Below are 21,792 nucleotides of genomic sequence, written 5' to 3'. Positions count from 1 at the left end.
TTTAGGGCTAGTAATATGTAATATTGTAAAAATAAAACGTATGAGATTGTAAGTTTCTTCTTTTAAGGATAAATAATGAAGAAAGTGTAGCAGTAAGGATACCAAATTTTCCACCACTAGGTCCAATGTCGATTACCCAATCACTTGTAAGTTGTGTTCAATCACAATCACAGTGTGACCATCTCTTACTAGTGATTTCAGTAAATCTATCAAAAAATCAACATCTGACATGTGAAGTCCATTAATTGGTTCATCTAGAACAATTAGATTATTTGATTTATTCAAAGTTGTTACTAGTTTTAATAATTTATCTAAAATAGCTGATGTTTCAAAAATTGGTTTACTAAAATTGTGAGATTTAATTGGTCAGACGTCGATGACTTGCGACTTCTGATACTATAATAAAAAAGATTGGGTTTCTGTTATTGAATACCCAATCTTTTTCTTAATTATTCTTTTCCAATCCGTAACGTTAAAGCATTGATAGCGACAATAACCGTACTCAATGACATCAAAATAGCACCGACAGCTGGGTTTAGTAAAATGCCTATTGGAGCAAGGACTCCAGCAGCTAATGGAATAGCCGCAATATTATAACCTGCTCCCCACCATAAATTTTGAATCATTTTACGTCGAGTGTACTTAGCCAAGTTAAGTAATTTTAATACGTCTTCAGGATTACTATTAGTTAAAACAATATCGGCTGAATCAATAGCTACGTCAGTTCCAGCACCAATAGCCACACCAACTGTTGCACTAATCAAACTAGGAGCATCATTCACTCCGTCGCCTACCATCATCACGTTATCACCTTTATTAACGTATTCTTTCACAATTTTTTCTTTATCACCTGGCAATAACTCACTATAATAATGATCAAGTCCAAGATATTTAGCAACTGTTTCAGCTGCTTGTTGATTATCACCAGTTAACATAACAGGTGTGATACCTTGCTCTTTTAATTTAGCAATAAACTCTTTAGATTCAGGCTTAATGGTATCACCAAGAGCAATCATGGCAATAAGTGAACCATCATATATTAGGAAACTCAATGTATTTCCTTGTTCTTGGTACTCTTTTTTTATTGAAGGATTAAATTGAGTAGACACATCTGTTAATCCTTTTTCATTTACTATTTTTGCTGTTTTTCCATTGACTACAGCTGTAACTCCAACACCAGAAATAGCTTGAGTATCTGATGAATCATAAGGCGTCAATTGTTTTTGATTAATATAATCCATGATACCTGTAGCGATAGGGTGGTTAGCATTTTTTTCTAGCGCCCCTATAATTTTTAATGCCTCGTTTTCAGATAGCTGATCAGAAATCATGTTAAAACCAGTTACAGCAAACTGCCCTTGAGTTAAGGTGCCTGTTTTATCTAAGAAAACATAGTCAATATGGTTAGTTGCTTCAAGTGCTTTTTTATTTTTTAATAATAAACCATTTTGAGCAGCAAGAGAAGTTGAACGAGCAATAACCAAAGGAATGGCTAAACCAAGTGCATGTGGGCAGGCAATAACTAAAACTGTTACCATACGCTCAAATGCTATCCCAACATCTTTACTAATGATAAGCCAAATGATAAAACTAATGATTCCACTACCTAATGCCACATAAAACAACCATTTAGCTACCTTATCTGATAAAGATTCTAGTGGAATTTTTTCGTTTTGAGCTTGTTGTACCATGTCCATTACTTTTGAAATATAGCCGGATTTTCCAGTGCCAGTCACTTTTATTTCAATTGTTCCATTTCCATTAATGGTCCCGCCGATTACTTTGTCATCGATGTTTTTTACAATACCTTGTGATTCACCTGTAATCATAAATTCGTTGACCATGGTATTCCCCTTAATAACCGTTCCATCTGCTGGAATTTTATCCCCACTGCGTACAATCAATTGGTCATTAATATGAACATCAGATAAAGAGACTTGTTCTTCTTTTCCTGATTGTGTGATTCTTGTGACATTATCTGGTAATAATGCCGCAATTTTTTTTAATGAGTTGCTGGCGTTACTTACTGCATTCATTTCAATCCAATGACCGAGTAGCATAACGACAATTAACGTCGCAAGCTCCCAGAAAAAGTTCATGACATGAGTAGTTGGATTAACAAGATTCATGATAAACCCATATAAACTATAAAAATAAGAAACCGATATCCCCATGGCGATGAGTGTCATCATTGCTGGTTGCTTTTGACTTAATTCCATACGTGCTCCACTTAAAAATGGTTGGCCACCGTAGAAAAATAAGATAGTTGATAAAACCATGACAATCCACTCAGAACCAGTAAAGCTAATTTGAATTGGAAGTGTCATTCCCATCATAGGTGATAATAATATAATAGGGATAGCTAAAATAAGAGAAACAAAAAATTTCTTTTTAAAATTTCCCATATGCATGGAGTGATCCATACCTGCCATTTGATGATCACTCATATCCATCTTAGAATGATCCATTGACATATGTGACATATCGTGATCAGTATGCTTCATAGAATCATGTCGCATATCATGCATATTATGATTATTATTTTGATTGTTAGACATGATAAAACCTCCTTTTGGTACTAGGATACCACTAAATGGTATTTTATGTTAATTAAAAAGGATTGATATGACTAAACTATTTTTTATGTTAATTTATATTAAACTAGTTAAAAATTAATTGAAACGATTTTTTACAATGAATGATAAATGATTTTTGCATCAGTTATATTAAATGGCTTCGTATCATAGTCACCATAATAACCCAATACAATTGCTGTCAACCCCATTAAGGTCATTAAGTATCTCATAACAGTCTATCTTGTTGGAGGATGACTTCCTATGGGACAAAGGATAAACTTTAATTTTTTGTTTGTCTATCTTTATATAGTGAAAATAGTTCACTAATCAATAATACCAATGCCCATGCTAAAGTAGCTAAGCTAAAAAGAAACAACAGAAAATAGGGATCAATTAAGAAATTTAGTAGCTTCACTTTCATAAGTCCATTGTAAGTTGCAACAAAAGTAGCGCCTCCAAGTACAAAATAAGTGAGAGACTGATAAAAAGGGAAGCTTGTTTTTCGTGATAAATACCTAATTAATTCTTTTGCCCCTAAAAGTAGTCCTCCCATAATGAAGACCATTCCTACTAGATAAAGCCACAGATACCAATTAGGTTGACCATCAACTGGTTTGACATGTAATGATTTTTCGAAAAAATTAGTAGACAAGACGGTTCCTGTAATCAACGTCACCATCACCCTTATTATTTTTTTCATTCTAACACCTCTTTTTTAGTTTGATTAAACGTATCATAACTTTATAAAATGAACAATAAAAATAGGCAATCACTCATGATGGAATTGCCTAAAAATAAAGTTATTTTAATTTTTTAATGCTTGCAATTTTTTGATGTATAAGCATTTGAATCTACTAGAATCCCTGTTTTATCTAATTGAAGAGTATGATGATATTCGTTCAATTTCATCATTAAAGAAAAAAGACACACCACGTTTTTTATTTATTTCAATCAATTCACTGACGAATTCCTGATCAAAATTTTTCAAAACTAATTCATCATGCTGCAACACGGTGACGTCGCATCCAAATGCTTTAGCAATTGTCGTAAAAGCAAAAGAGATAATCCCAGCACCAATAAATAACGCTTTTTTAGGTAACTCTTCTTGTATTAAAAAATCTGAACTATCAGATAAATATTCCTATCCCTTCACAAAGAAAGAGTTTAAATCGATGATTATAGAAAAAAATAAAACAATAAAACAATAAAACAATTCTCAATAATATTTACCTATAATTATTTAACATAATAAAATAGTTAATCTAATAAAAAACAGATAATGTAAACATTGACATCATACTTAATGATATAATGATAATCTAACTAGTCATATCATATTGGAGGATAACATGAAAGATAAACGAGATATTGTGATTGTCATTTTAGTGGTGATTATTTTTGCTGGTGGTGGGTATTTTTTAGGAACACAAAATAGAGAAAAAAGTGACACAACAAAGGAAAGGTCTTCTTTTTCGTCAACATTAAACAGTAGTACCCTTTCATCAATAAAGGAAACAGCTGTTAGTACCAACGTTTCTTCTATTACCTATGAGTCACAACACTCCGAGGACTCAATGAGTCAAAAAGATATTGCCTTAAACAAAATGATTTCTTTACAGGGTAAATGGGCAGTACCATCAACAGATAGTTTTCTAATGATTCATGAAGATGGTTCTTGGTCAGCAACAACCGCGGGGCTAAGTGAGCCAAGACAATTAGATGTGAAAATTGATTCCTATAATGCGATGAGTGATACTTTATATATCACAATCGGGGGTGAAGCTGCTCAGATACATGTCATCACAAATGAAAAAATGATAATTGACTATAATGATGGCACATCACCCAGAGAGTACCACTTAGTTAACTAAAAACACCTTCCCTTTTGACATAAGACCAAAAGGAAAGGTGTTTTTTGATAAAACTTTTTATCTGTCAAATTCAAATAATGTTTCGATTGGAACATCTAAGACTCTTGAAATATTAACAGCGAGTTCAAGAGATGGGTTGTACTTTGCTTGTTCAAGTCTAGAATTGGGAAAGTTATTACTACTAATTAAATAAATCAGATTATGTAACGCTTATAGTACAATAAGTTACTCTTCAAGAGTTATTTTAAAAACATCTTCTATACTAATTTTATTTACTATAAACTTAGTCTTTTTATAAAGATATATGGCTTCGACTTTTCGTTACTGTATTAATGTTAGTGGAAATTAGATTTATCCTTTACTACAAATTTGGTATGCTTTTCTAAAAGGATGTGATTTAATTGTGGTCCAGTTATATAATTCCGTTTTTAACGATACTTTTTTCATATTTTCTGGGTTTATTTTCTAATAAAGCAACAAAAAAAGATGAGGTTGACTTAAAACGATATGAAACATTTTATGTGCCTTTTATGAGTAAAACTATGCATTTAAGTTATTCTAAACAGAAGCATAGTAAACTTCCTCTACATATTCGACAAGAATTCACCAAATTAATTATGGAAAACATTCAATATCTAGGGAAAGATTCTAGCGAAATCATTCCAGAATATTATTATTTAAGTGCTGAAATAATTACACTTGAATTTGATAAAAGTTTACATGATATAGAATCTGACTTTGAAAGAGTGTACCAAAATCTGGAGGTAGCAATTCTACAAGAAGCAGAATCGTTATCAAAATCTTTAAAATACCCTAATCTTGCCAGAGTTATTTTAAATGACATAAAATCAAAAAGTAAGAACTAAGGTTTTTACTAGTTCTTTTTATTTTCCCTATACCATTAATTAACTAATGTTTATACATATTCTCATATAATCAAGAAAATTTAAAAAATAAACAATTAATAAATTAGAAACTACAAAAAAATTCCAACAACCTGCTAACATTTTATATTGATAGTCAGTAAGTTGTTGGAAAATATTACTATACAGTTGATACCTAATCTAATAAGCTACTATTTCTTCTTCGGCTCGTCATCGTCCATTTTAAGAACGGCCATGAAGGCTTCTTGTGGGACTTCAACTGATCCGATTTGTTTCATCCGTTTTTTACCTTCTTTTTGTTTTTCCAGTAATTTACGTTTACGAGAGACGTCCCCACCATAACATTTCGCCAATACGTTTTTACGTAAGGCTTTAATATCGGTACGAGAAACAATCTTCGCACCAATTGCGGCTTGGATAGGCACCTCAAATTGTTGTCTTGGAATTAATTTACGTAGTTTTTCAACGATGGCTTTCCCACGTTCGTACGCAAAGTCTTTATGCACGATAAAGCTCAAGGCATCAACTTTTTCAGCATTTAGTAAAATATCCATTTTAACTAAGTTACTTGTGCGGTAGCCGATTAACTCATAATCAAGTGACGCATAGCCTTTTGTCCCTGATTTTAATTTGTCAAAGAAGTCAAAGACAATCTCAGATAATGGAATATTGTAGACGATATTTACACGGTAATCATCTAAATAATCCATCGTCACAAACTCACCACGTTTACGTTGAGAAATGTCCATGACAGCCCCAACATAATCATTTGGTACCATGATTTGTGCTTTAACATAAGGCTCTTCCACACTATCAATCACGCCCGGCTCTGGGAATTCTGCCGGGTTGTCAACGACAACTTGTGACCCATCAGTTAAATTGACATGATAAATTACAGATGGTGCGGTTGTAATCAAGTCTAAATTAAATTCACGCTCTAAACGCTCTTGGATAACGTCCATATGTAGTAGTCCTAAGAACCCACAACGGAATCCAAACCCTAATGCTTGAGATGTTTCTGGCTCAAAATCAAGAGCAGAGTCATTTAATTGCAAACGTTCAAGTGCTTCACGTAAATCGTTGTATTTTGATGTATCAATTGGATATAATCCACAATACACCATTGGGTTCATCTTACGGTAACCATCTAATGGCTCGCTTGCTGGATTATCAGCTAATGTAATGGTGTCCCCTACTTGTGTATCTTGGATATTTTTAATACTTGCGGTTAGATAACCAACGTCACCTACCATTAAGAAGTCTCTTGGAACAGCTTTTGGAGAAAAGATTCCTACTTCACTTACTTCATACTGAACACCGTTATTCATTAATTGAATGGTATCCCCTGGTTTTACGACCCCATCAAAGACACGGATATTTAAAACAACTCCACGATAAGAGTCATAAACCGAGTCAAAGATTAATGCTTTTAGAGGCGCGTTTAAATCACCATCAGGAGCAGGAACGTATTCGACTATTTGTTCTAAAATATCTTCAATTCCAATTCCAGCTTTGGCACTGGCTAGTACGGCTTCACTCGCGTCAATCCCAATCACGTCTTCGATTTCTTTTCTAACACGCTCAGGATCTGCTGCAGGTAAATCTATTTTATTAATAACTGGTAAAATTTCTAAATCATTATCAACGGCTAAATACACATTGGCTAACGTTTGAGCTTCAATCCCTTGAGCTGCATCTACCACAAGTACAGCCCCTTCACAAGCGGCTAAGCTGCGTGACACTTCATAAGTAAAATCGACATGCCCAGGTGTATCTATTAGGTGAAAAATATATTCTTTTCCATCTTTCGCATTATAAGTTAACTCAACGGCATTTAATTTGATTGTAATACCGCGTTCTCTTTCTAAGTCCATTGAATCAAGTAACTGCTCTTGCATTTCACGGTCAGAAACGGTTTCGGTCTGTTGTAAAATACGGTCAGCAAGCGTTGATTTTCCATGGTCAATATGTGCTATGATGGAGAAATTCCGAATAGATTCTTGTCTTTTTTTCATTTCATCAAAATTCATCGTTATCTCCTACTTTCTATTAATCAGCATTTTCAATTATACCAATCTTTTGAGTGTTTTTAAAGTATTTTCAATATATGTTTGATATAATAAACATTATCAAACAATAGGAGAAAGATAAATGGAATCAAAAGATGCACACGAGAATTTAACCTTAAAAAAGGTCGAACTAAAATATTTGAAACAATTTAATGAGTTACTTCGTTATGTCTTTCAAGTTACTGACTCTGATATTGAGGAGAGTGGATATGAAGATGAATCTGAAATTATTCGTGCCAAACGTCCTGTCTTACGTGAAGCAGATGTTTATGGTTGGTTTACTCAAGATGATGAGTTAATTTCTCAATTAGCTATCTATCCTTGTGAGATTAACATTCATGACACTGTCTATGAAATGGCTGGTTTAACTGGTGTTGGAACGTACCCAGAATACACCAACATGGGATTAATGAGTGAGTTAATTAAATTAGGTTTAGTTAAAATGCGTGATAATAATCAATGGATTTCTTATCTCTACCCTTATAATATCCCTTATTACCGTCGTAAGGGCTGGGAAATTATGTCCGATAAAATATCATTTGAAATAAAGGACACACAACTTCCAAAACCCGTTGACGTGCCTGGTTATGTTGAACGCGAGGATATTGACCATGAAGATGTTTATAAAGTCTATAACGCATTTGCTGAACAAAACCATGGGGCAATGATTCGTTCTGATTTAAACTGGGAAGAATATTGGCGTTGGGAAAATGAAGAAGAACGAACAGCCGCTATTTATTATAGTGCAGATGGCGAGCCTTGTGGAGTTTGTTTTTACTGGATAGCTGAAGAAGTGTTTCATATCAAAGAGATGTTTTATTTAAACCAAGAAGCTAGAAAAGGGCTTTGGAATTTTGTGTCTGCCCATTTTTCAATGATCGACCGTGTTGTTGGTGCTACCTATAAAAATGAGCCAATTGCCTTTTTATTTGAAGACAGTGAAATAAAAGAATCCATTGAGCCTTACTTTATGGCACGCATTGTAGATGTTGAGCAATTCATCAAACAATACCCGTTTATCACTACGGGTAAACCATTCCACTTTGTTGTGACTGATCCTATTGCTGAGTGGAATAATAACCACTTTAGTTTAATGTGGGATGAGGATAATCATTTGACTGTAACAAATGAAGCTATTGGAAATCCTGTTTATGTTGATATTCAGACGCTCACTGCTCTTCTAATGAGTTATAAACGTCCATCATATCTTTATCGTATTGAACGATTAAAAACGGATAAAGAAACACTTAGAACGCTTGAGAGAATCATTCCTGATCAAGAAGCATACTTTAGTGATTATTTCTGATAACGTGTTTGATTTCATAAAAAAGGACTTAGCAAGAATTCATGTCTTGTTAAGTCCTTTTTCCTATATATCAGATTGATTAACTGGCCATCTAGTTTGTTGTTTGCTTGGTAAAATTAATGTAATGAAGATAATAATATTACCAATAAGAGGTAAAAGATAAAATAAAATCCACCAGTTGCTATGATCGCGATCATGCAATCTTCTTGCACGAACAGTAAAATTTGCTAACCAAATTAAAATAGTTAGCACAACAAAAATAATCGTTACCGAATTCCACTCTTTAATGACCCTTGAACCGTCAGACATAAAATCAATATACTTATAAGTTCCTGTTAAACTAGTATAGAGAGCTAAAACAAAATAATTGATCACTTGTGGCCACCAATATTGAGCTCTTGTAGATGAAGCATTCATAACTGTCATATTATTCCAATATTCTCTATAAGCGTTTATCATATAATCACCTCCTATTTTTTCATTGTAAAACAACTTAACAATTAGTCAAACATTATATTATTTTGGTAAATAATTTGGTAACAGCTTTAATAATAAGTCTGTTAAAGCATCAGGTGTCATAGTACTTAAATCAACTTGTCCTTTAATAACGAGTTCCATTAATTCTATATAGGCATACCCCAATGCACCAGTAATAACCATTCCGACACCACCAGATATAAGGCCTCCACCAAGTGTTCCAACACCTGGTACTAGTTTAGCAATATTACCAGCTAATGATTTTCCTGATATCATTGCAGCATAGACCCCTAACATACTAGTTAAAGCTGTTTCTATTTTTTGCTTATCAACTTCAATACCATAAATTGAGGTGATTTTGGTCATCATCGCTGTTTGTGATGTCATCATTATCGGAGCATCTGCCCCAGGTATGGGAGCAAATCCCGTTCCAAAATTAGCGGCCATAGTAGCGGTCACAACTTTAACAGCTTCATTATGTTTGACTTTGATAGAAGCTTCTTGTGAATGGATAAATGACGCTTGTAATCCTTCAGGTAACAGTTTAACAGTAGCATCGATTAATTCTTCAACCCCAAAGATATCTTGATATTCCGTTTGTTTTGCTAGCACTAATATAATATCAAAAGAAGAGTCGATTAATTTTTCTATTTCATTTTTTAAAAGAGTGGCTTCTTTTAGGTCAAAGCATTTTGTCAATACAATAATAACAGGTAACTTTTGATCAACTAACCACTTGATAAATGATATTTCAGCCTCTTCAATTCTAGCACCTGATCCAGAAATAACATACCACACAACATGGACATCATCGTCTGTTGTTTCAGTTGCTTGAACTTTTTTTATTAGTTGTTGGATAGGGTTTCGTTTGAATGATTTGATCACGCTTTTTATATCAAACCCCATCTTACTAATTTCAAATCCTACAGTATCATAAATTCTAACAGGAAAATTTTTCTGTTCAATCAAATGAATATCCTCTGTAACAGGTTTACCAACGCCCGTTTTTACTAAATCTTCACCAAATACCGTATTAATCAGTGTGGATTTACCAACGCCACTTTTTCCTGCAATCAAGAGATTAACCTTTTTTAGCTCTTTATTTTCTTTCTTAACATTATTAAATGTTTCTTCAACATATTTTTTATAATTCGCTTGATCCATGTTCTTTTACCTCCTGTTATAAAAATAATCTCATCTCTTTTATTATTATAGATTTTTCTTTTCATTTTCACTTGCTATATCTTTTTGTAAATCCTTAATAAAATCCTTTGTATCAATCATACTTGCCCTATTTTCAATCGTTGCACCTTTATTTATACCACCTAATCCTGTATTAACCATCTTTCCCCATCCTTTTAATGGGTCTTTTCCTTTTGCTCGTAATTTATCATTTTTTAAACGTAGTTTCTCTGATTTTAATAATTTTTTATCTGACATAATCAAACCATCATTTCTTTTTAATCATTATATCATAATTAAATATACCAATCTTTGTTTATTAAAGTCCATGATAGGACATTTCTATACATTTTGACTATCTCTGACAACCATTTTTCCCTCTACGTTTTCAATTATCCAGATATCTTTAAATGATACAGTCTGGATTTCACCACCTGGTAGCACGCCGTTTTCTTCAAAATAGTCTATCAACGTTTCCTCAAACACCCCTTTTTAAAGCAATATGTTGTGTGGCACGAGTTACTTTTACCTTATCTATCTGAATATTTGTGACGATATTTTGTTTATTTAACCGTTTATATTCTGCTAGTTTTTGCTGAAAATCTTCATATAATGTGACATCTCTTTGATCGTTTCCTTATGTCATATCGCCATAAGACCAAGCAAGTTGAATAGCTCTAAATAGTGATTTGTATTTCCATAATTATAAGTCGTCTACATCTATATAAGTATTTTCCTTTAAAGATGAGCTGCTAATAACGTATCAAACGTACTATCCTCAAATGATTCCCACGAAGCATGATTAATGTTAACCGTTAGTTGAACGAGTCCTTCTCCGTTTATCTCAATCCTCTCAAATCCTGGTCTATTTCTATTATGTCATGATGCAATGTTCCAATATAAGTTGACTGTTTCCTCTTACCAAATAAAAGGGTGATACCTTTTGCAATAGGTGGATGACGCACCTTACAATGACGTTACTTAAAACCTAATTTAAAAAAAGAAAAACCTACCTATAAAGATAAGTTTTCTTAGATGTTATATAAACATATCTATGACCTCGACAACCTCTAACCAGGTCAATATGTCACATTGCTCGATTTTTTCTAAATGACGTTTGGTAAAATCAATCGATCTCAACTGATGAGTCACAATCTCACCTTCTACTTGTTGTGGTTGCTTAATCGTCACATAGGTAGAAAAGTCTCTATTTGTTGACGTGATGGGGCACACCAAACAAAAACCCGTATGCTGATTAAACTCATCGCGACTCACAACTAAAGCTGGTCGACGTTTTTTAATTTCTTTACCTTTTGATGGATCAAAGTCCATCCAAACAATATCTTTCTGTTTTGGCGTATTCATTTAGTGTTCGTTCCCTTTAGACATCATAATATCCCACTCGGCATCTTCTTGTACCACAGAATCTCTAAATCCTGCCCAATCATCTGCATGTTTAAAAATGTCTTCTTTTTTAGGTTTTAAAATATAGGCCTCTCCAACTTTAGTAATAGTAAACGTATCTCCTACTTCTGGAGAAATATCTTTAGGAAAAATAGCACCAACAGAATTGCCAATTTTTCGAGCGACTGTTTCCATGATTTTCATCTCCTAATGGTTTGTTAAACTAAGTATAACTAAATTTAACAATCGTGTCAAAGATAAGTCATTAACACAAAAATACCGACTAGTGTTAGCTAGCCGGTAAAGATTTATCATTAAAATTTTAAGAATGATAAGGTTAAGTTTTATTTTTCTACTTTAAAATCAAATTCTGTTTTTGCTTGATAAGTTGGATGTGTTTGTAAAAAGTTGGAAATAAGCTCGGTCATATCAACTGTGACTTCTTTGATGATTTTTGACGCATCAAACATTGCGTAATTTCCGCCACCTACTGCACGATATTGATTAATGACAATATCTAGTGAATCATCCATCTTGATTGGTTTGCCTTTGTAACTCAGTTCAACAACACGTTGCCCTACAGGATTTGATACGATAACTTTATACCCAACACCACTATACATATCATAGTTGTAATGCTCGGTTTTAGGATATAAAAATTTGTCACTCACGACAATTTCGTCATCCTCATTAAGAGCAAAATACTCAGCACTTTGTTCAAGGGCATCTTTCAAATCTTGTCCTGAAACAGTAAGCACAGCTAAAGTATTTGGATAAATATAGTTTGTCACAATATCACGCATGGTCACATCAGACTGGAATCCTTTACTGTCATTATCAAACAGTGCTGTTCCAGAGATATCAACGCCAGTCGCATCCATCTGCACGTCTTGAATGAATTCAATGTAGGCATGCCCATTGATTCGAACACTCATCGGATCAGTAATCGTCATGTCTCCATCTATGTGTCCAAGTGGTTGATCCAACCAATCTTCGACAGTATCTAAGACTGGTTTAAATGTATCGATAATGTCTTTATCGGCATCATAGTCAGACATTGATAATAACTCAGCTGATGAGTCAGTCACTTGTTTATGATCATCTAATATCAAGGTCATTTTTCCAACATGCTTGGCTTTGTCCCCTGGTTGGGTAACAGGTGTGTCGTTGACTTTTTCTGCCATCACTCGGTGTTGATGACCAGTAACAAACGCATCAATTCCCTCAACTTGGGTCACGATATCATAGCCTTCGTTTTCCCCTGTTAAGTTTTCAGTTGCTTCACCAGTCTGCAAATCTTTTTCAAACCCACCATGATAACTCACAATGACAATATCAGCTTCTCCTTTAAGTTTCGGAACATATTTTTTTGCTGTTTCAAGTGCCGATAAAAAAGTTAAGCCTTTAATTGTTTCAGGTTGTTCCCAATTTGGAATATAGGGTGTTGTCAGTCCTAACACCGCAATTTTCAACCCATCTTTTTCAAGAATCACATAGGCCTGCCCTGTTAGTGGCTCATTTTTATCATTTAAAATATTCGCACAAACGATTGGGTAGTTCAGTTGACTCACTGTATCAAGTAAGTACTCAACCCCATAATTAAACTCATGGTTACCAAGAACACCCACATCATAGCCAACTGAATTCATGATATCAGCGACTTGTTTACTATTCTTTTGTTTCGACAGATAGTAACTCATCGGTGAGCCTTGTAAAAAGTCGCCATTGTCAATTAATACAACAGTCCCATCTTGTTTAGCCTGTTCATCTTTAATGGCTGTAACAGCTTTTGATAAACCAAATGACAAATCTTGATTGATGGCACGAAAATCTGTCGGGTATAAATAACCATGTGTATCACTGGTAGAAAGAATTGTTATCTTATCCATTGACCAATTTTCCTCTCAAATAATTTGATACGACTTCAACAATTAAGATTAACACGATTAATCCAATTAAAATTGAGCCAACTTGATTCCAACGATATGAGTTCATCGCAAAAATAAGCGGCGCTCCAATACCTCCAGCTCCTACTAAACCAAGAATAGTTGCATCACGTAAGTTCATATCAAAACGATAGATAGTAATTGAGGTAAAGTTAGCGATTAATTGTGGGATAATCCCAAAACGAATTTTTTCAAATGTTGTACAGCCAAATGAGTCCATTGATTCTAAAATACCTGTATCAATTTCTTCAATAACATCTACATATAATTTTGATACCATTCCAATGGAGGTAAGAGACATAGTCATCACACCGGCAAATGGACCAGGTCCAGTCACACGGATAAACATTAACCCATATACTAAAGCTGGAATCGTTCTAATGACAACTACAAAAGCTCTCATGAATAGATAAACTGGTTTTGGCATAATACTTGGTGCCATTAAAAAGGCAATCGGGATGGATAAAATCGCCCCGAAAATCGTTCCTAAAAAGGCAATACAGATTGTTTCAAATAATAAGTATGGCACACCTTGTTTTGTGCCATTAAATAATAGATTGGTATCTGGTTGAATAATCCCTTTGAGAATGTTTGCGGCAATTTTTCCACCGCCTTCGTCCATTGCATTAAAATTTAACGCTGACAATGACCAGATAAACGCCCCAAGCAAGACAGCTACTAAAATAACGTATTGCTTTGTCTTATTTGGTTCTTTGTTTAATTCAGTTAAAATACGTTGATTCATATATGCCTTCCTTTTCTATTGTAATTTTTTACGGAAATATTCACTGATTGTTTCGATGATTCCAACAGTGATAACTAAGACCACTAAAATCGTTCCAACGTTTCCATAATCGCGCCAACCCAACTGTTCGTTAAGCAAGATACCTAATCCACCAGCTCCAACATACCCTAGTATAGAAGCGTAACGTAAGTTTCCTTCAAAATTAAATAGAGATGTTGAAAGGTAAGATGGTAAAATGGCTGGTATCACACTATAACGAAAGGCTTGCAAACGAGTTAGTCCCATTGATTCTAGTGCTTCAAATGTCGACATATCCAGTGATTCGATTTGTTCGTACGTTAATTTACCAACATAAGAGATAGTAAAAATAAAAATAGCAACAGTTCCTGCCATTGTTCCTAAACCAAATACAAAGGTTGCGATTAATGCAATAACAATCGTTGGTAATGTTCGTAAGAAACTTAAAATCAATTTGAATAATGACGAAACAAAGCGGTTTTTTACAATATTATTAGAAGCCAATATAGCAAATGGAACAGCTAATAATGCCCCAATAAGTGACCCTAAGAGTGACATTTTAATCGTGTCAAACAGTGGTGTCCAAACTTTACTTAAAAAGTCCATTTTAGGTGGAAACATAGCTTTTAGCATCACAAAAAACTGATCGCCACGAGTTAGTAATTGCGTGAAGTTAAATTGTGTTACTTGTATAGAGATGTACATGAAAATAAGAACCAATAACACAATGAGCGGAGTGTAAGATGCTTTTTGAACGACTTGTTTTCCATTCGGCAAAGTGATCGTTTTTTTACGCATGGTTACTCTCCTTTCTTATCCCCATCATAAATGGTTGATAACACATCTTCTGTCACGTCTTTTGATGGACCATCATACACGATTTGTCCTTGTCTAATTCCAATCACTCGATCAGCATATTCTAATGCCAAATCAACATGGTGAATATTAATTAATACGGAAATATTTAAATCTTTGTTAATGCGTTTAAAATCATCCATGACCGTTTTTGCTGTGACAGGATCAAGAGCGGCAACTGGCTCATCGGCTAATATCACTTCAGGATGACTGGCGAGTGTTCTAGCTAAGGCCACACGTTGTTGTTGCCCACCAGATAGTTGATCCACTCTGACAAACGCTTTGTCTAAAATTCCAACGTTATCAAGAGACTCTAAAGCTGTCACTTTGACGTCTTCTGGAAAAATACCAAACACACGTCTCCACCAAGGAAGTTCTGGAACAGACGAAATCATGACATTTTTTAATACAGTTGCACGAGTAATCAAATTAAATGATTGGAAAATCATTCCAATTTGACGACGAAACGCTCTAATTTCTTTTCCTTTAATTTTGCCAACGTTTGTCTCATTAACCATCAATGTTCCTTCTGTAATGTCATGCATACGGTTGACGCAACGAATTAAGGTTGATTTACCTGCTCCTGATAGTCCGATGATTGCAACAAACTCACCTTGTTCAATTTCTAAATCAATATCTTTTAATCCCACATAACCATTTGGATAAACCATTTGGACATTATCAAACTTTATCATCTTAAAATCCTTTCTAAAAACAAACTGCCATCATCAAAAGAGATGATCGCAGTTTGACGTGTCGTTTTTCTTAAATTTATTTAGCGTCTTGAACTAATTTTTGTGCTTTTCGTTCATTATCATAGTCTTTAGGATTTGCTTCGACATAGCCTTCATGACTGTAGATACCGATAACTTTTTTACCTTCATCTGTTTTAGCGATGTTGATAAATGATTTTTGTAACGCTTTTTTCAAATCATCTGTCATTGTTTTTGAGTTTTTACTTACTGAGATAGTATCGTTATAAATTGCTGGTGTTACACCAATAACGTTTGTTTCATCCCAGATAGATTTGTCGCGGCCAAACTCTTTTTTCCAGTTTTCTTCATTGTCACGACGAGCATCAGCATAAGTTAATACCACATCAACTTGACCTGAAGCTAAACGAGCAAAGGCACTACCGTAAGAATCTGATTGAACGATATTTTTTAAATCAGTGATTTTTTTGTCGTAGTTTTCGTTTAACCATAGACTTGGGTAAATATATCCAGCTGGAGAAGATGAACTCATCACACTCCATGAAAGGTTATTTAAATCATCCCATGATACTTTTTCACCTTTATTTACTTTATCAGCAACTGCTTGGCCTTTTGAAGATGGTCCAGCAATCATTAACGCACGGTAAGAATCAACTTGTTTGTCAGTTGGCTCAGTTGGTTTATTTTCATTCCAAACTTTTGCTTCGTCTGAGTCGATTGACAATCCAGAACGTGTTGCAGTTAAGATAGGTTCTGCCCCTTGATCATATAATACATATGTACCACCTGGAATAAATCCAATGTCAAGTGTACCTGAATCTAGTGACTCACCAACAGCTTCAAAGTTAGTTCCAACAGTGATATCGATTTTTTTAACATCGTATCCTTGTTCTTTTAACTCTTTTTGCATTAATTCTTTCAGAGGTTCTGTTGCTGAAACAATTTCCTCTGGATCTCTTGATGGGACAAAACCAACTGATAATGTTTCAATGGTTTTGTCATCCTTACCTTTACTTGACTCGCTACCTTTATCTTTAGCAGAATCGCTACCACATGCGCCTAAAGTTGCTACCAATGCAACTAGACCTGTATACTTCACAACTTTTTTAAACAACACTTGTTCCTCCTTTTAATCGTCTGTATTCACATACTTGAACACTCTTAAATTATAGCATTTAACAATATAAAAGCAATTACATTTACAAAAAAATGTCTTAAAAACGAATATTTTATCTTACTTTTACATTAAATTAACGGTAAAGGAAGATTAAAAAAACAAGTGCAAAAATGCACTTGTTTTTTATTTTTGTAATTCGATTTTAATACAGCGATTCATGATAACATCTGTTATCCCGCTATCATATAAAAGGTCAGCTGCTTCATCATTTTCTATTCCTAGTTGTGCCCAAAAAACGGGTGCATCTGATTTTAAGAAATCTTTCGCCACATCAACTAATGCTGAACTTGGTCTAAAGACATCGACAATATCAATTGGTTGATCAACTGATTCAATAGAAGGATAGACTTTTTCACCTAAAATTGTTTTCCCTTCTTTCATTGGATTAACTGGAATAATCTTATATCCAGCATTTTGCATGACTTCTGCTACACGGTAACTTGTTTTTTCAGGATTATCACTTAGACCAACAACTGCGATAGTCTTTGCATTAGTTAAAATCTCTTTTACTTTTTTGTCGCCTAAATCTTTATATGCCATATTAATGACCTCCCTATTTTATAGGTCAATTATAACAAAATTTACCATTTACTTCCTTTAAAGTGCCTCTCTCAATTGTTCACCCGTATATTTCATGGTAAAATAATGACTGACCTTAAGGAGGATACAACGTGAAAACTATTTCGTTATTTATATTAGCCTACTTGTTAGGCTCGATACAATCAGGGGTTTGGATTGGCAAGATTTTTTATCATAAAGATATTAGAGAATTTGGTAGTGGTAATACTGGGACAACCAATACTTTCCGTGTATTAGGAAAACGAGCTGGAACAGCCGTATTATTTATGGATATCCTAAAAGGAACGGTAGCAACTTGTTTACCAATGTGGTTTGGTTTATCAATTGATCCATTGTGGTTTGGTGTCGCCGCGATATTGGGACATACTTTTCCAATATTTGGACACTTTAAAGGTGGTAAAGCTGTGGCGACAAGCGCTGGGATGTTACTAGCCTATTCACCGACTTTTTTCATCTATTCATCTAGTTTGTTTATCATCTTTTTATTTTTAACTAGTACAGTTAGTTTATCAAGCATGATTAGTGCGATTATTATTACCATTTCTACTATAGTATTACCAATTTACGCACCATTTATTTTAGCTAAACAAAACTGGTTATTAACCACACTTGCTGTGGCGATTACATTATTTATTATTATTCGTCACCGCGATAATATCAAGCGAATCAAAGCAGGGACAGAAAGCAAAGTAAATTTTGGTTTAAGAAAAACAAAAAACCGTTAGACTCCATGGTTAGTCTAACGGTTTTACATTTTCTATAAAAATGTAATTATGCTTCTTTAGTCATAACGTCTTTTCCATCATAATGACCACATGAAGGGCACACATGATGAGATTTTCTCATTTCACCACAGTTACTGCAAGCTGTTAAACCTGGTGCAGACAATTTGTAATGAGTACGACGTCTATTTTTACGAGCTTTTGACGTTTTTCTTTTTGGTACTGCCATTTAGATACACCTCCCTACTAACTTAAATACGTGACAAGTCACATATATTCCAATCCTACTACTCATCTTCCTTGAAAAAGTCAGATAATTTAGCAAGACGAGGATCAATGGTTGATGCTGCTTCAGTTTCGTGTTCTACCTTAATATCATCTTCTGAAACAACTTGCCAAAAGTCACCTTTTGGTAATTCTGTTGATTGCTTTTCTTCTTCTGTTAAGACTTGTAATGGTAAATTTAATAGGATAAAATCTTCAATTGCTTCTGTTAAATCAATCAAATCTTTTTCCAAAATAATTATCAAGTTTTTATCATCTTCTGGTACATCTTTCAATGCATCATACTGTTTTGGTGTCATGTATTCTTCATCAATCAGAAGATTTAATGGCAATGCCACAGGTTCTAACGAACGAGATGATGGAACAGTAAGAATGGTTTCCATCGTCATATGAGCATAATAACCTATCTCATCGACTTCTAAAAACCCATTGACTTTAATTGGAGAAATATCAATAATAGATGGTTCTCTTTTCTTTAAAGAGGCTGATAAATCAATTGTTTCTAAGAAATCAACTTGACTTCCTCTAAACTTATTTAATTCGGACAATGCCCACTTCATTCTATCACTCCTTAAGCAACAAAAATAATTATACTAGTCTGTAATTCCTTTGTCAATCAGTTTTTAATAACATCATAGGGTTTACTTTAATTATCCAATCGGCGGTTTTCACCAATCATGGTGATTTGCTTTGAAAGATACTTAATTCGCTCCATAATACGTTTTGCTTTCAATGGTTCATCGTCTCCCTTTTGTGAAAAACGAAGGTGTTCTTCCTCTAACTGTTTCATATCTAAGTTAGAAGAAAAAAAGGTTGGTAGTTTTTCTTGCATACGGTATTGTAAAATAACTCCCAATACATCATCTCGTATCCAGGCACTCATAGAATCAGCCCCGATATCATCCAGCATCAGGATGGGTGTTTTTTTTACGGTATCAATTTTTGATGCGACGCTGTCATCTTTAATGGATTGCTTCATCTCCACACAAAAGGTTGGAAAATGGATAATGGTCGTTCGAATCCCTTTTGTTGCTAATCCATTTGCAATAGCTCCTAACAAATAAGTCTTTCCTACGCCAAATGTACCATACAAGTATAGTCCTTGATGAAATTCTTTGGGGTTTTCATAGTAATCATTCATAAACATTATGGCTTCACTCAATGCTTCTTTTCTCTCAGCCGTAATATTAAACTGATCTAATGAGGCGTCTTTTATGTCTTTTGGCATAGAAATGGCTTGTACGCGATTGCGAATGGTCTCATACTCTTTTTTCTTCAATAGTTCTTCAGTCGGAACATAGGTAACATCAATAAAATGATGATTTAAAAATAGTTTTGGCTCGTATCCTGGGGCAATCATACTGGCGTCATTGGTAAGAAATTTTTCTTTTTCTTTGACAAACTCATATAGTTTAGCTGAACTTTTTAAAATATCATCATCGGTCAACTGATCACGATGCTCTGCAATAAACGTTTGAACATCTTGATCTTTTTGCACAATTTCCATTAGTTTAACTAGACGGTCTTGGATATTTTGGTTATTAACGGTTCGATTCAGTTGTTGATTAATATGTTTCATGATGACTCACCACCTTGATTAAATTTCTTTAATTGTTGCTCTAACAGAGATAATTCTTCTCCTGAAAGAGGCGTTTCTTTTCGACTGTCATCTGTCGCCCAGTCTGGTAATGTTTCTTTTCTCGTTGGTTTTGTCGAGTAGTTTCGACGATAATTCTTGCTTGTTGCTTTCTTAGTCGATTCTTGTTTGAAGTTTTTCACTTGTTTTAAAGCTTCAGATGCTTTAAACACTTTATTTTGTGCCCAATTATTCGCAATCGTATTCACCATATTTTGATTAAGTGATGGATTGTTTAACACGACCAATGAATAATGAATTAACATATTAATCACTTCATCCGGCAAGTTAGATTGAGCTTTTAAATTTTCAATCGTCCAACGTTCATTTTGCGCGACAAATCCATTTTTTTGTTCTTTAATGGCTTTTAAAAAAATAAGGGGGGCAATTCTTTCACACGATGTAATCACGGCAATCTCTTCTGGAGAAAATCCTTGATGTTTCAAATCATTTTTATGACGTTCAATTGCTTGATCTTGTTCTTTAAGCGTTAATGGTGTCACTTGATTGTTTTTTACATTCAATGCTGTCGATTTAGCTTGATGATATTTTTTATAAATATGACGTTTAAATTCTGTCACATCAATTTTGTTTGTGACATAGTCTAAACAATATTTGACATGACTCACCATCTCTAGTTCATTTATGCCATATAAGCCATGAATTGTGTAAACAAGTGGTTTAAATTCATTGGTTAAAAAGGTTTGATCAATGTTTAAACCAGACAAGTTATCTACGAAAAATTCCCAATCAAATGTTTCACTTTCTAGCGTGGGTTTAACAGATGTTGGCATTTGCTTCATGATTTGATTTGTTTGTTCAATTAATTTATTAGATGGGATTAATCGCTCAGAACTTAACTGGAACGTATCAGTATACTTATTCGTAATATCGCTATAATCTGATAAATCAGGTTGATCAGGTTGAAACATGTCAACTAATAATTGAAATCGTTGTTCTCCCACCCTGTCTAATAATAATAGACTCAAGACATCATCAGCTAAAAAAATATGCGGTGGTAAAACATTTGCTAATAGATAGATATAATGATACCCCTCATCTTTTTTTCTAACATAAGTTTTTAATAGACCTATAGCTTCTAACTTGATACGTGATTGATATAATTCCTGAAGCCCATTATTTATTATATCTTGTAACACAAAATGAGCGGTTGGTTTCTTAAATACCGATACATTGCTTAATAAGTTATGATATAGCATTAAAGCATTCCCACCAATGATTGGTTGATACAGTAGGTTCAAAACACGTGTATCTTCTCCATTTAACAGGCAATAACCATGAACTTCAAATGTATCTTTAGGCTTTAAATGGGTCTGTGTGTTCATC

26 protein-coding genes are annotated in these 21,792 nt (G+C 34.0%); 5 read left to right on the top strand and 21 right to left on the bottom strand.

The window, feature by feature from the left end:
* Window positions 1-132 precede the first annotated feature (132 nt).
* The 4 genes from AC37UB_RS01715 to AC37UB_RS01700 form a co-directional block, all read right to left on the bottom strand.
* Window positions 133-285 carry a hypothetical protein gene (locus AC37UB_RS01715; protein ID WP_157093635.1) on the bottom strand — a complete coding sequence of 51 codons (153 nt, stop codon included), beginning with the start codon at window positions 283-285 and terminating at the stop codon, window positions 133-135.
* 164 nt (window positions 286-449) lie between these two features.
* Window positions 450-2,558 (bottom strand): heavy metal translocating P-type ATPase, encoded by a 2,109-nt coding sequence (locus AC37UB_RS01710; protein ID WP_371821049.1) that lies wholly within the window; start codon window positions 2,556-2,558, stop codon window positions 450-452.
* 298 nt (window positions 2,559-2,856) lie between these two features.
* Window positions 2,857-3,276 carry a hypothetical protein gene (locus AC37UB_RS01705; RefSeq protein ID WP_242094572.1) on the bottom strand — a complete coding sequence of 140 codons (420 nt, stop codon included), beginning with the start codon at window positions 3,274-3,276 and terminating at the stop codon, window positions 2,857-2,859.
* 168 nt (window positions 3,277-3,444) lie between these two features.
* Window positions 3,445-3,654 carry an NAD-binding protein gene (locus AC37UB_RS01700; protein ID WP_371821055.1) on the bottom strand — a complete coding sequence of 70 codons (210 nt, stop codon included), beginning with the start codon at window positions 3,652-3,654 and terminating at the stop codon, window positions 3,445-3,447.
* On the opposite strand from AC37UB_RS01700, the gene AC37UB_RS01695 reads away from it, so the two are divergent.
* The 3 genes from AC37UB_RS01695 (at window position 3,590) to AC37UB_RS01685 (ending at window position 5,313) form a co-directional block, all read left to right on the top strand.
* Window positions 3,590-3,784 carry a hypothetical protein gene (locus tag AC37UB_RS01695; protein ID WP_242094570.1) on the top strand — a complete coding sequence of 65 codons (195 nt, stop codon included), beginning with the start codon at window positions 3,590-3,592 and terminating at the stop codon, window positions 3,782-3,784. The two genes, AC37UB_RS01700 and AC37UB_RS01695, sit on opposite strands and share 65 nt — an antisense overlap.
* A gap of 141 nt (window positions 3,785-3,925) precedes the next feature.
* The gene (locus AC37UB_RS01690) at window positions 3,926-4,447 is read left to right on the top strand and encodes a hypothetical protein (RefSeq protein WP_241699005.1); all 522 of its coding nucleotides are present in this window, start codon (window positions 3,926-3,928) and stop codon (window positions 4,445-4,447) included.
* Between the two features lie 401 nt (window positions 4,448-4,848).
* Window positions 4,849-5,313 (top strand): hypothetical protein, encoded by a 465-nt coding sequence (locus AC37UB_RS01685; protein ID WP_242094568.1) that lies wholly within the window; start codon window positions 4,849-4,851, stop codon window positions 5,311-5,313.
* 209 nt (window positions 5,314-5,522) lie between these two features.
* Here AC37UB_RS01685 and lepA read toward each other — a convergent pair whose 3' ends face one another.
* Window positions 5,523-7,361, bottom strand: a complete 1,839-nt coding sequence (gene lepA, locus AC37UB_RS01680) for a translation elongation factor 4 (protein WP_117972320.1) — start codon at window positions 7,359-7,361, stop codon at window positions 5,523-5,525.
* A gap of 121 nt (window positions 7,362-7,482) precedes the next feature.
* Here lepA and AC37UB_RS01675 point away from each other — a divergent pair, with 121 nt between their 5' ends.
* Window positions 7,483-8,706, top strand: a complete 1,224-nt coding sequence (locus AC37UB_RS01675) for a GNAT family N-acetyltransferase (RefSeq protein WP_490685232.1) — start codon at window positions 7,483-7,485, stop codon at window positions 8,704-8,706.
* A gap of 63 nt (window positions 8,707-8,769) precedes the next feature.
* On the opposite strand, the gene AC37UB_RS01670 is transcribed toward AC37UB_RS01675, so the two are convergent.
* From AC37UB_RS01670 to AC37UB_RS01615, 12 genes are all read right to left on the bottom strand, one after another.
* Window positions 8,770-9,165 carry a DUF805 domain-containing protein gene (locus tag AC37UB_RS01670; RefSeq protein ID WP_490685231.1) on the bottom strand — a complete coding sequence of 132 codons (396 nt, stop codon included), beginning with the start codon at window positions 9,163-9,165 and terminating at the stop codon, window positions 8,770-8,772.
* Between the two features lie 57 nt (window positions 9,166-9,222).
* The gene (locus tag AC37UB_RS01665; RefSeq protein WP_490685230.1) at window positions 9,223-10,347 is read right to left on the bottom strand and encodes a GTPase; all 1,125 of its coding nucleotides are present in this window, start codon (window positions 10,345-10,347) and stop codon (window positions 9,223-9,225) included.
* 45 nt (window positions 10,348-10,392) lie between these two features.
* Window positions 10,393-10,623 carry a hypothetical protein gene (locus AC37UB_RS01660; protein WP_490685229.1) on the bottom strand — a complete coding sequence of 77 codons (231 nt, stop codon included), beginning with the start codon at window positions 10,621-10,623 and terminating at the stop codon, window positions 10,393-10,395.
* Window positions 10,624-10,707: 84 nt separating this feature from the next.
* Entirely contained in the window at window positions 10,708-10,836 is a 129-nt protein-coding gene (locus AC37UB_RS01655) for a hypothetical protein (protein ID WP_490685228.1), read from the bottom strand.
* Between the two features lie 567 nt (window positions 10,837-11,403).
* A complete protein-coding gene (locus AC37UB_RS01650) occupies window positions 11,404-11,730 on the bottom strand; it encodes a type II toxin-antitoxin system PemK/MazF family toxin (RefSeq protein ID WP_490685227.1) in 327 nt (108 codons plus the stop codon).
* Window positions 11,731-11,964: an AbrB/MazE/SpoVT family DNA-binding domain-containing protein gene (locus tag AC37UB_RS01645; RefSeq protein ID WP_241698993.1), complete on the bottom strand. Its 234-nt coding sequence runs from the start codon at window positions 11,962-11,964 to the stop codon at window positions 11,731-11,733. It abuts the gene before it with no gap.
* 149 nt (window positions 11,965-12,113) lie between these two features.
* Window positions 12,114-13,658 carry a bifunctional metallophosphatase/5'-nucleotidase gene (locus AC37UB_RS01640; RefSeq protein ID WP_490685226.1) on the bottom strand — a complete coding sequence of 515 codons (1,545 nt, stop codon included), beginning with the start codon at window positions 13,656-13,658 and terminating at the stop codon, window positions 12,114-12,116.
* The gene (phnE, locus tag AC37UB_RS01635; RefSeq protein ID WP_117972310.1) at window positions 13,651-14,460 is read right to left on the bottom strand and encodes a phosphonate ABC transporter, permease protein PhnE; all 810 of its coding nucleotides are present in this window, start codon (window positions 14,458-14,460) and stop codon (window positions 13,651-13,653) included. The genes AC37UB_RS01640 and phnE (AC37UB_RS01635) overlap by 8 nt, the downstream gene beginning before the upstream one ends.
* Window positions 14,461-14,475: 15 nt before the next feature.
* Window positions 14,476-15,276, bottom strand: coding sequence for a phosphonate ABC transporter, permease protein PhnE (gene phnE / locus AC37UB_RS01630; protein WP_117972309.1), 801 nt, complete (start codon window positions 15,274-15,276; stop codon window positions 14,476-14,478).
* Window positions 15,277-15,278: 2 nt separating this feature from the next.
* Entirely contained in the window at window positions 15,279-16,028 is a 750-nt protein-coding gene (gene phnC, locus AC37UB_RS01625; RefSeq protein ID WP_117972308.1) for a phosphonate ABC transporter ATP-binding protein, read from the bottom strand.
* Between the two features lie 76 nt (window positions 16,029-16,104).
* Entirely contained in the window at window positions 16,105-17,160 is a 1,056-nt protein-coding gene (locus tag AC37UB_RS01620) for a phosphate/phosphite/phosphonate ABC transporter substrate-binding protein (RefSeq protein WP_118249643.1), read from the bottom strand.
* Between the two features lie 186 nt (window positions 17,161-17,346).
* Complete coding sequence (locus tag AC37UB_RS01615) at window positions 17,347-17,763, bottom strand: CoA-binding protein (RefSeq protein ID WP_490685225.1); 417 nt, start codon at window positions 17,761-17,763, stop codon at window positions 17,347-17,349.
* A 131-nt stretch (window positions 17,764-17,894) separates the two neighbouring features.
* Here AC37UB_RS01615 and plsY point away from each other — a divergent pair, with 131 nt between their 5' ends.
* On the top strand, window positions 17,895-18,527 hold the full coding sequence (plsY, locus tag AC37UB_RS01610) for a glycerol-3-phosphate 1-O-acyltransferase PlsY (RefSeq protein ID WP_490685224.1): 633 nt from the start codon (window positions 17,895-17,897) through the stop codon (window positions 18,525-18,527).
* A 46-nt stretch (window positions 18,528-18,573) separates the two neighbouring features.
* On the opposite strand, the gene rpmF is transcribed toward plsY, so the two are convergent.
* The 4 genes from rpmF to AC37UB_RS01590 all read right to left on the bottom strand — a co-directional run bounded on the left by rpmF (window position 18,574) and on the right by AC37UB_RS01590 (window position 21,791).
* Window positions 18,574-18,753: a 50S ribosomal protein L32 gene (rpmF, locus tag AC37UB_RS01605; protein ID WP_071456833.1), complete on the bottom strand. Its 180-nt coding sequence runs from the start codon at window positions 18,751-18,753 to the stop codon at window positions 18,574-18,576.
* Window positions 18,754-18,811: 58 nt separating this feature from the next.
* A complete protein-coding gene (locus AC37UB_RS01600) occupies window positions 18,812-19,369 on the bottom strand; it encodes a YceD family protein (RefSeq protein ID WP_117972304.1) in 558 nt (185 codons plus the stop codon).
* A gap of 86 nt (window positions 19,370-19,455) precedes the next feature.
* Window positions 19,456-20,388, bottom strand: coding sequence for a primosomal protein DnaI (dnaI, locus tag AC37UB_RS01595; RefSeq protein WP_117972303.1), 933 nt, complete (start codon window positions 20,386-20,388; stop codon window positions 19,456-19,458).
* On the bottom strand, window positions 20,385-21,791 hold the full coding sequence (locus tag AC37UB_RS01590) for a replication initiation and membrane attachment family protein (protein ID WP_117972302.1): 1,407 nt from the start codon (window positions 21,789-21,791) through the stop codon (window positions 20,385-20,387). Before AC37UB_RS01590 ends, dnaI begins: the two co-directional genes overlap by 4 nt.
* Window position 21,792 lies beyond the last annotated feature (1 nt).

The organism is Vagococcus changpingensis (assembly GCF_058211775.1).
The sequence above is the reverse complement of the archived record's forward strand: the minus strand, read 5'-3'. Positions and strand labels throughout refer to the sequence as shown.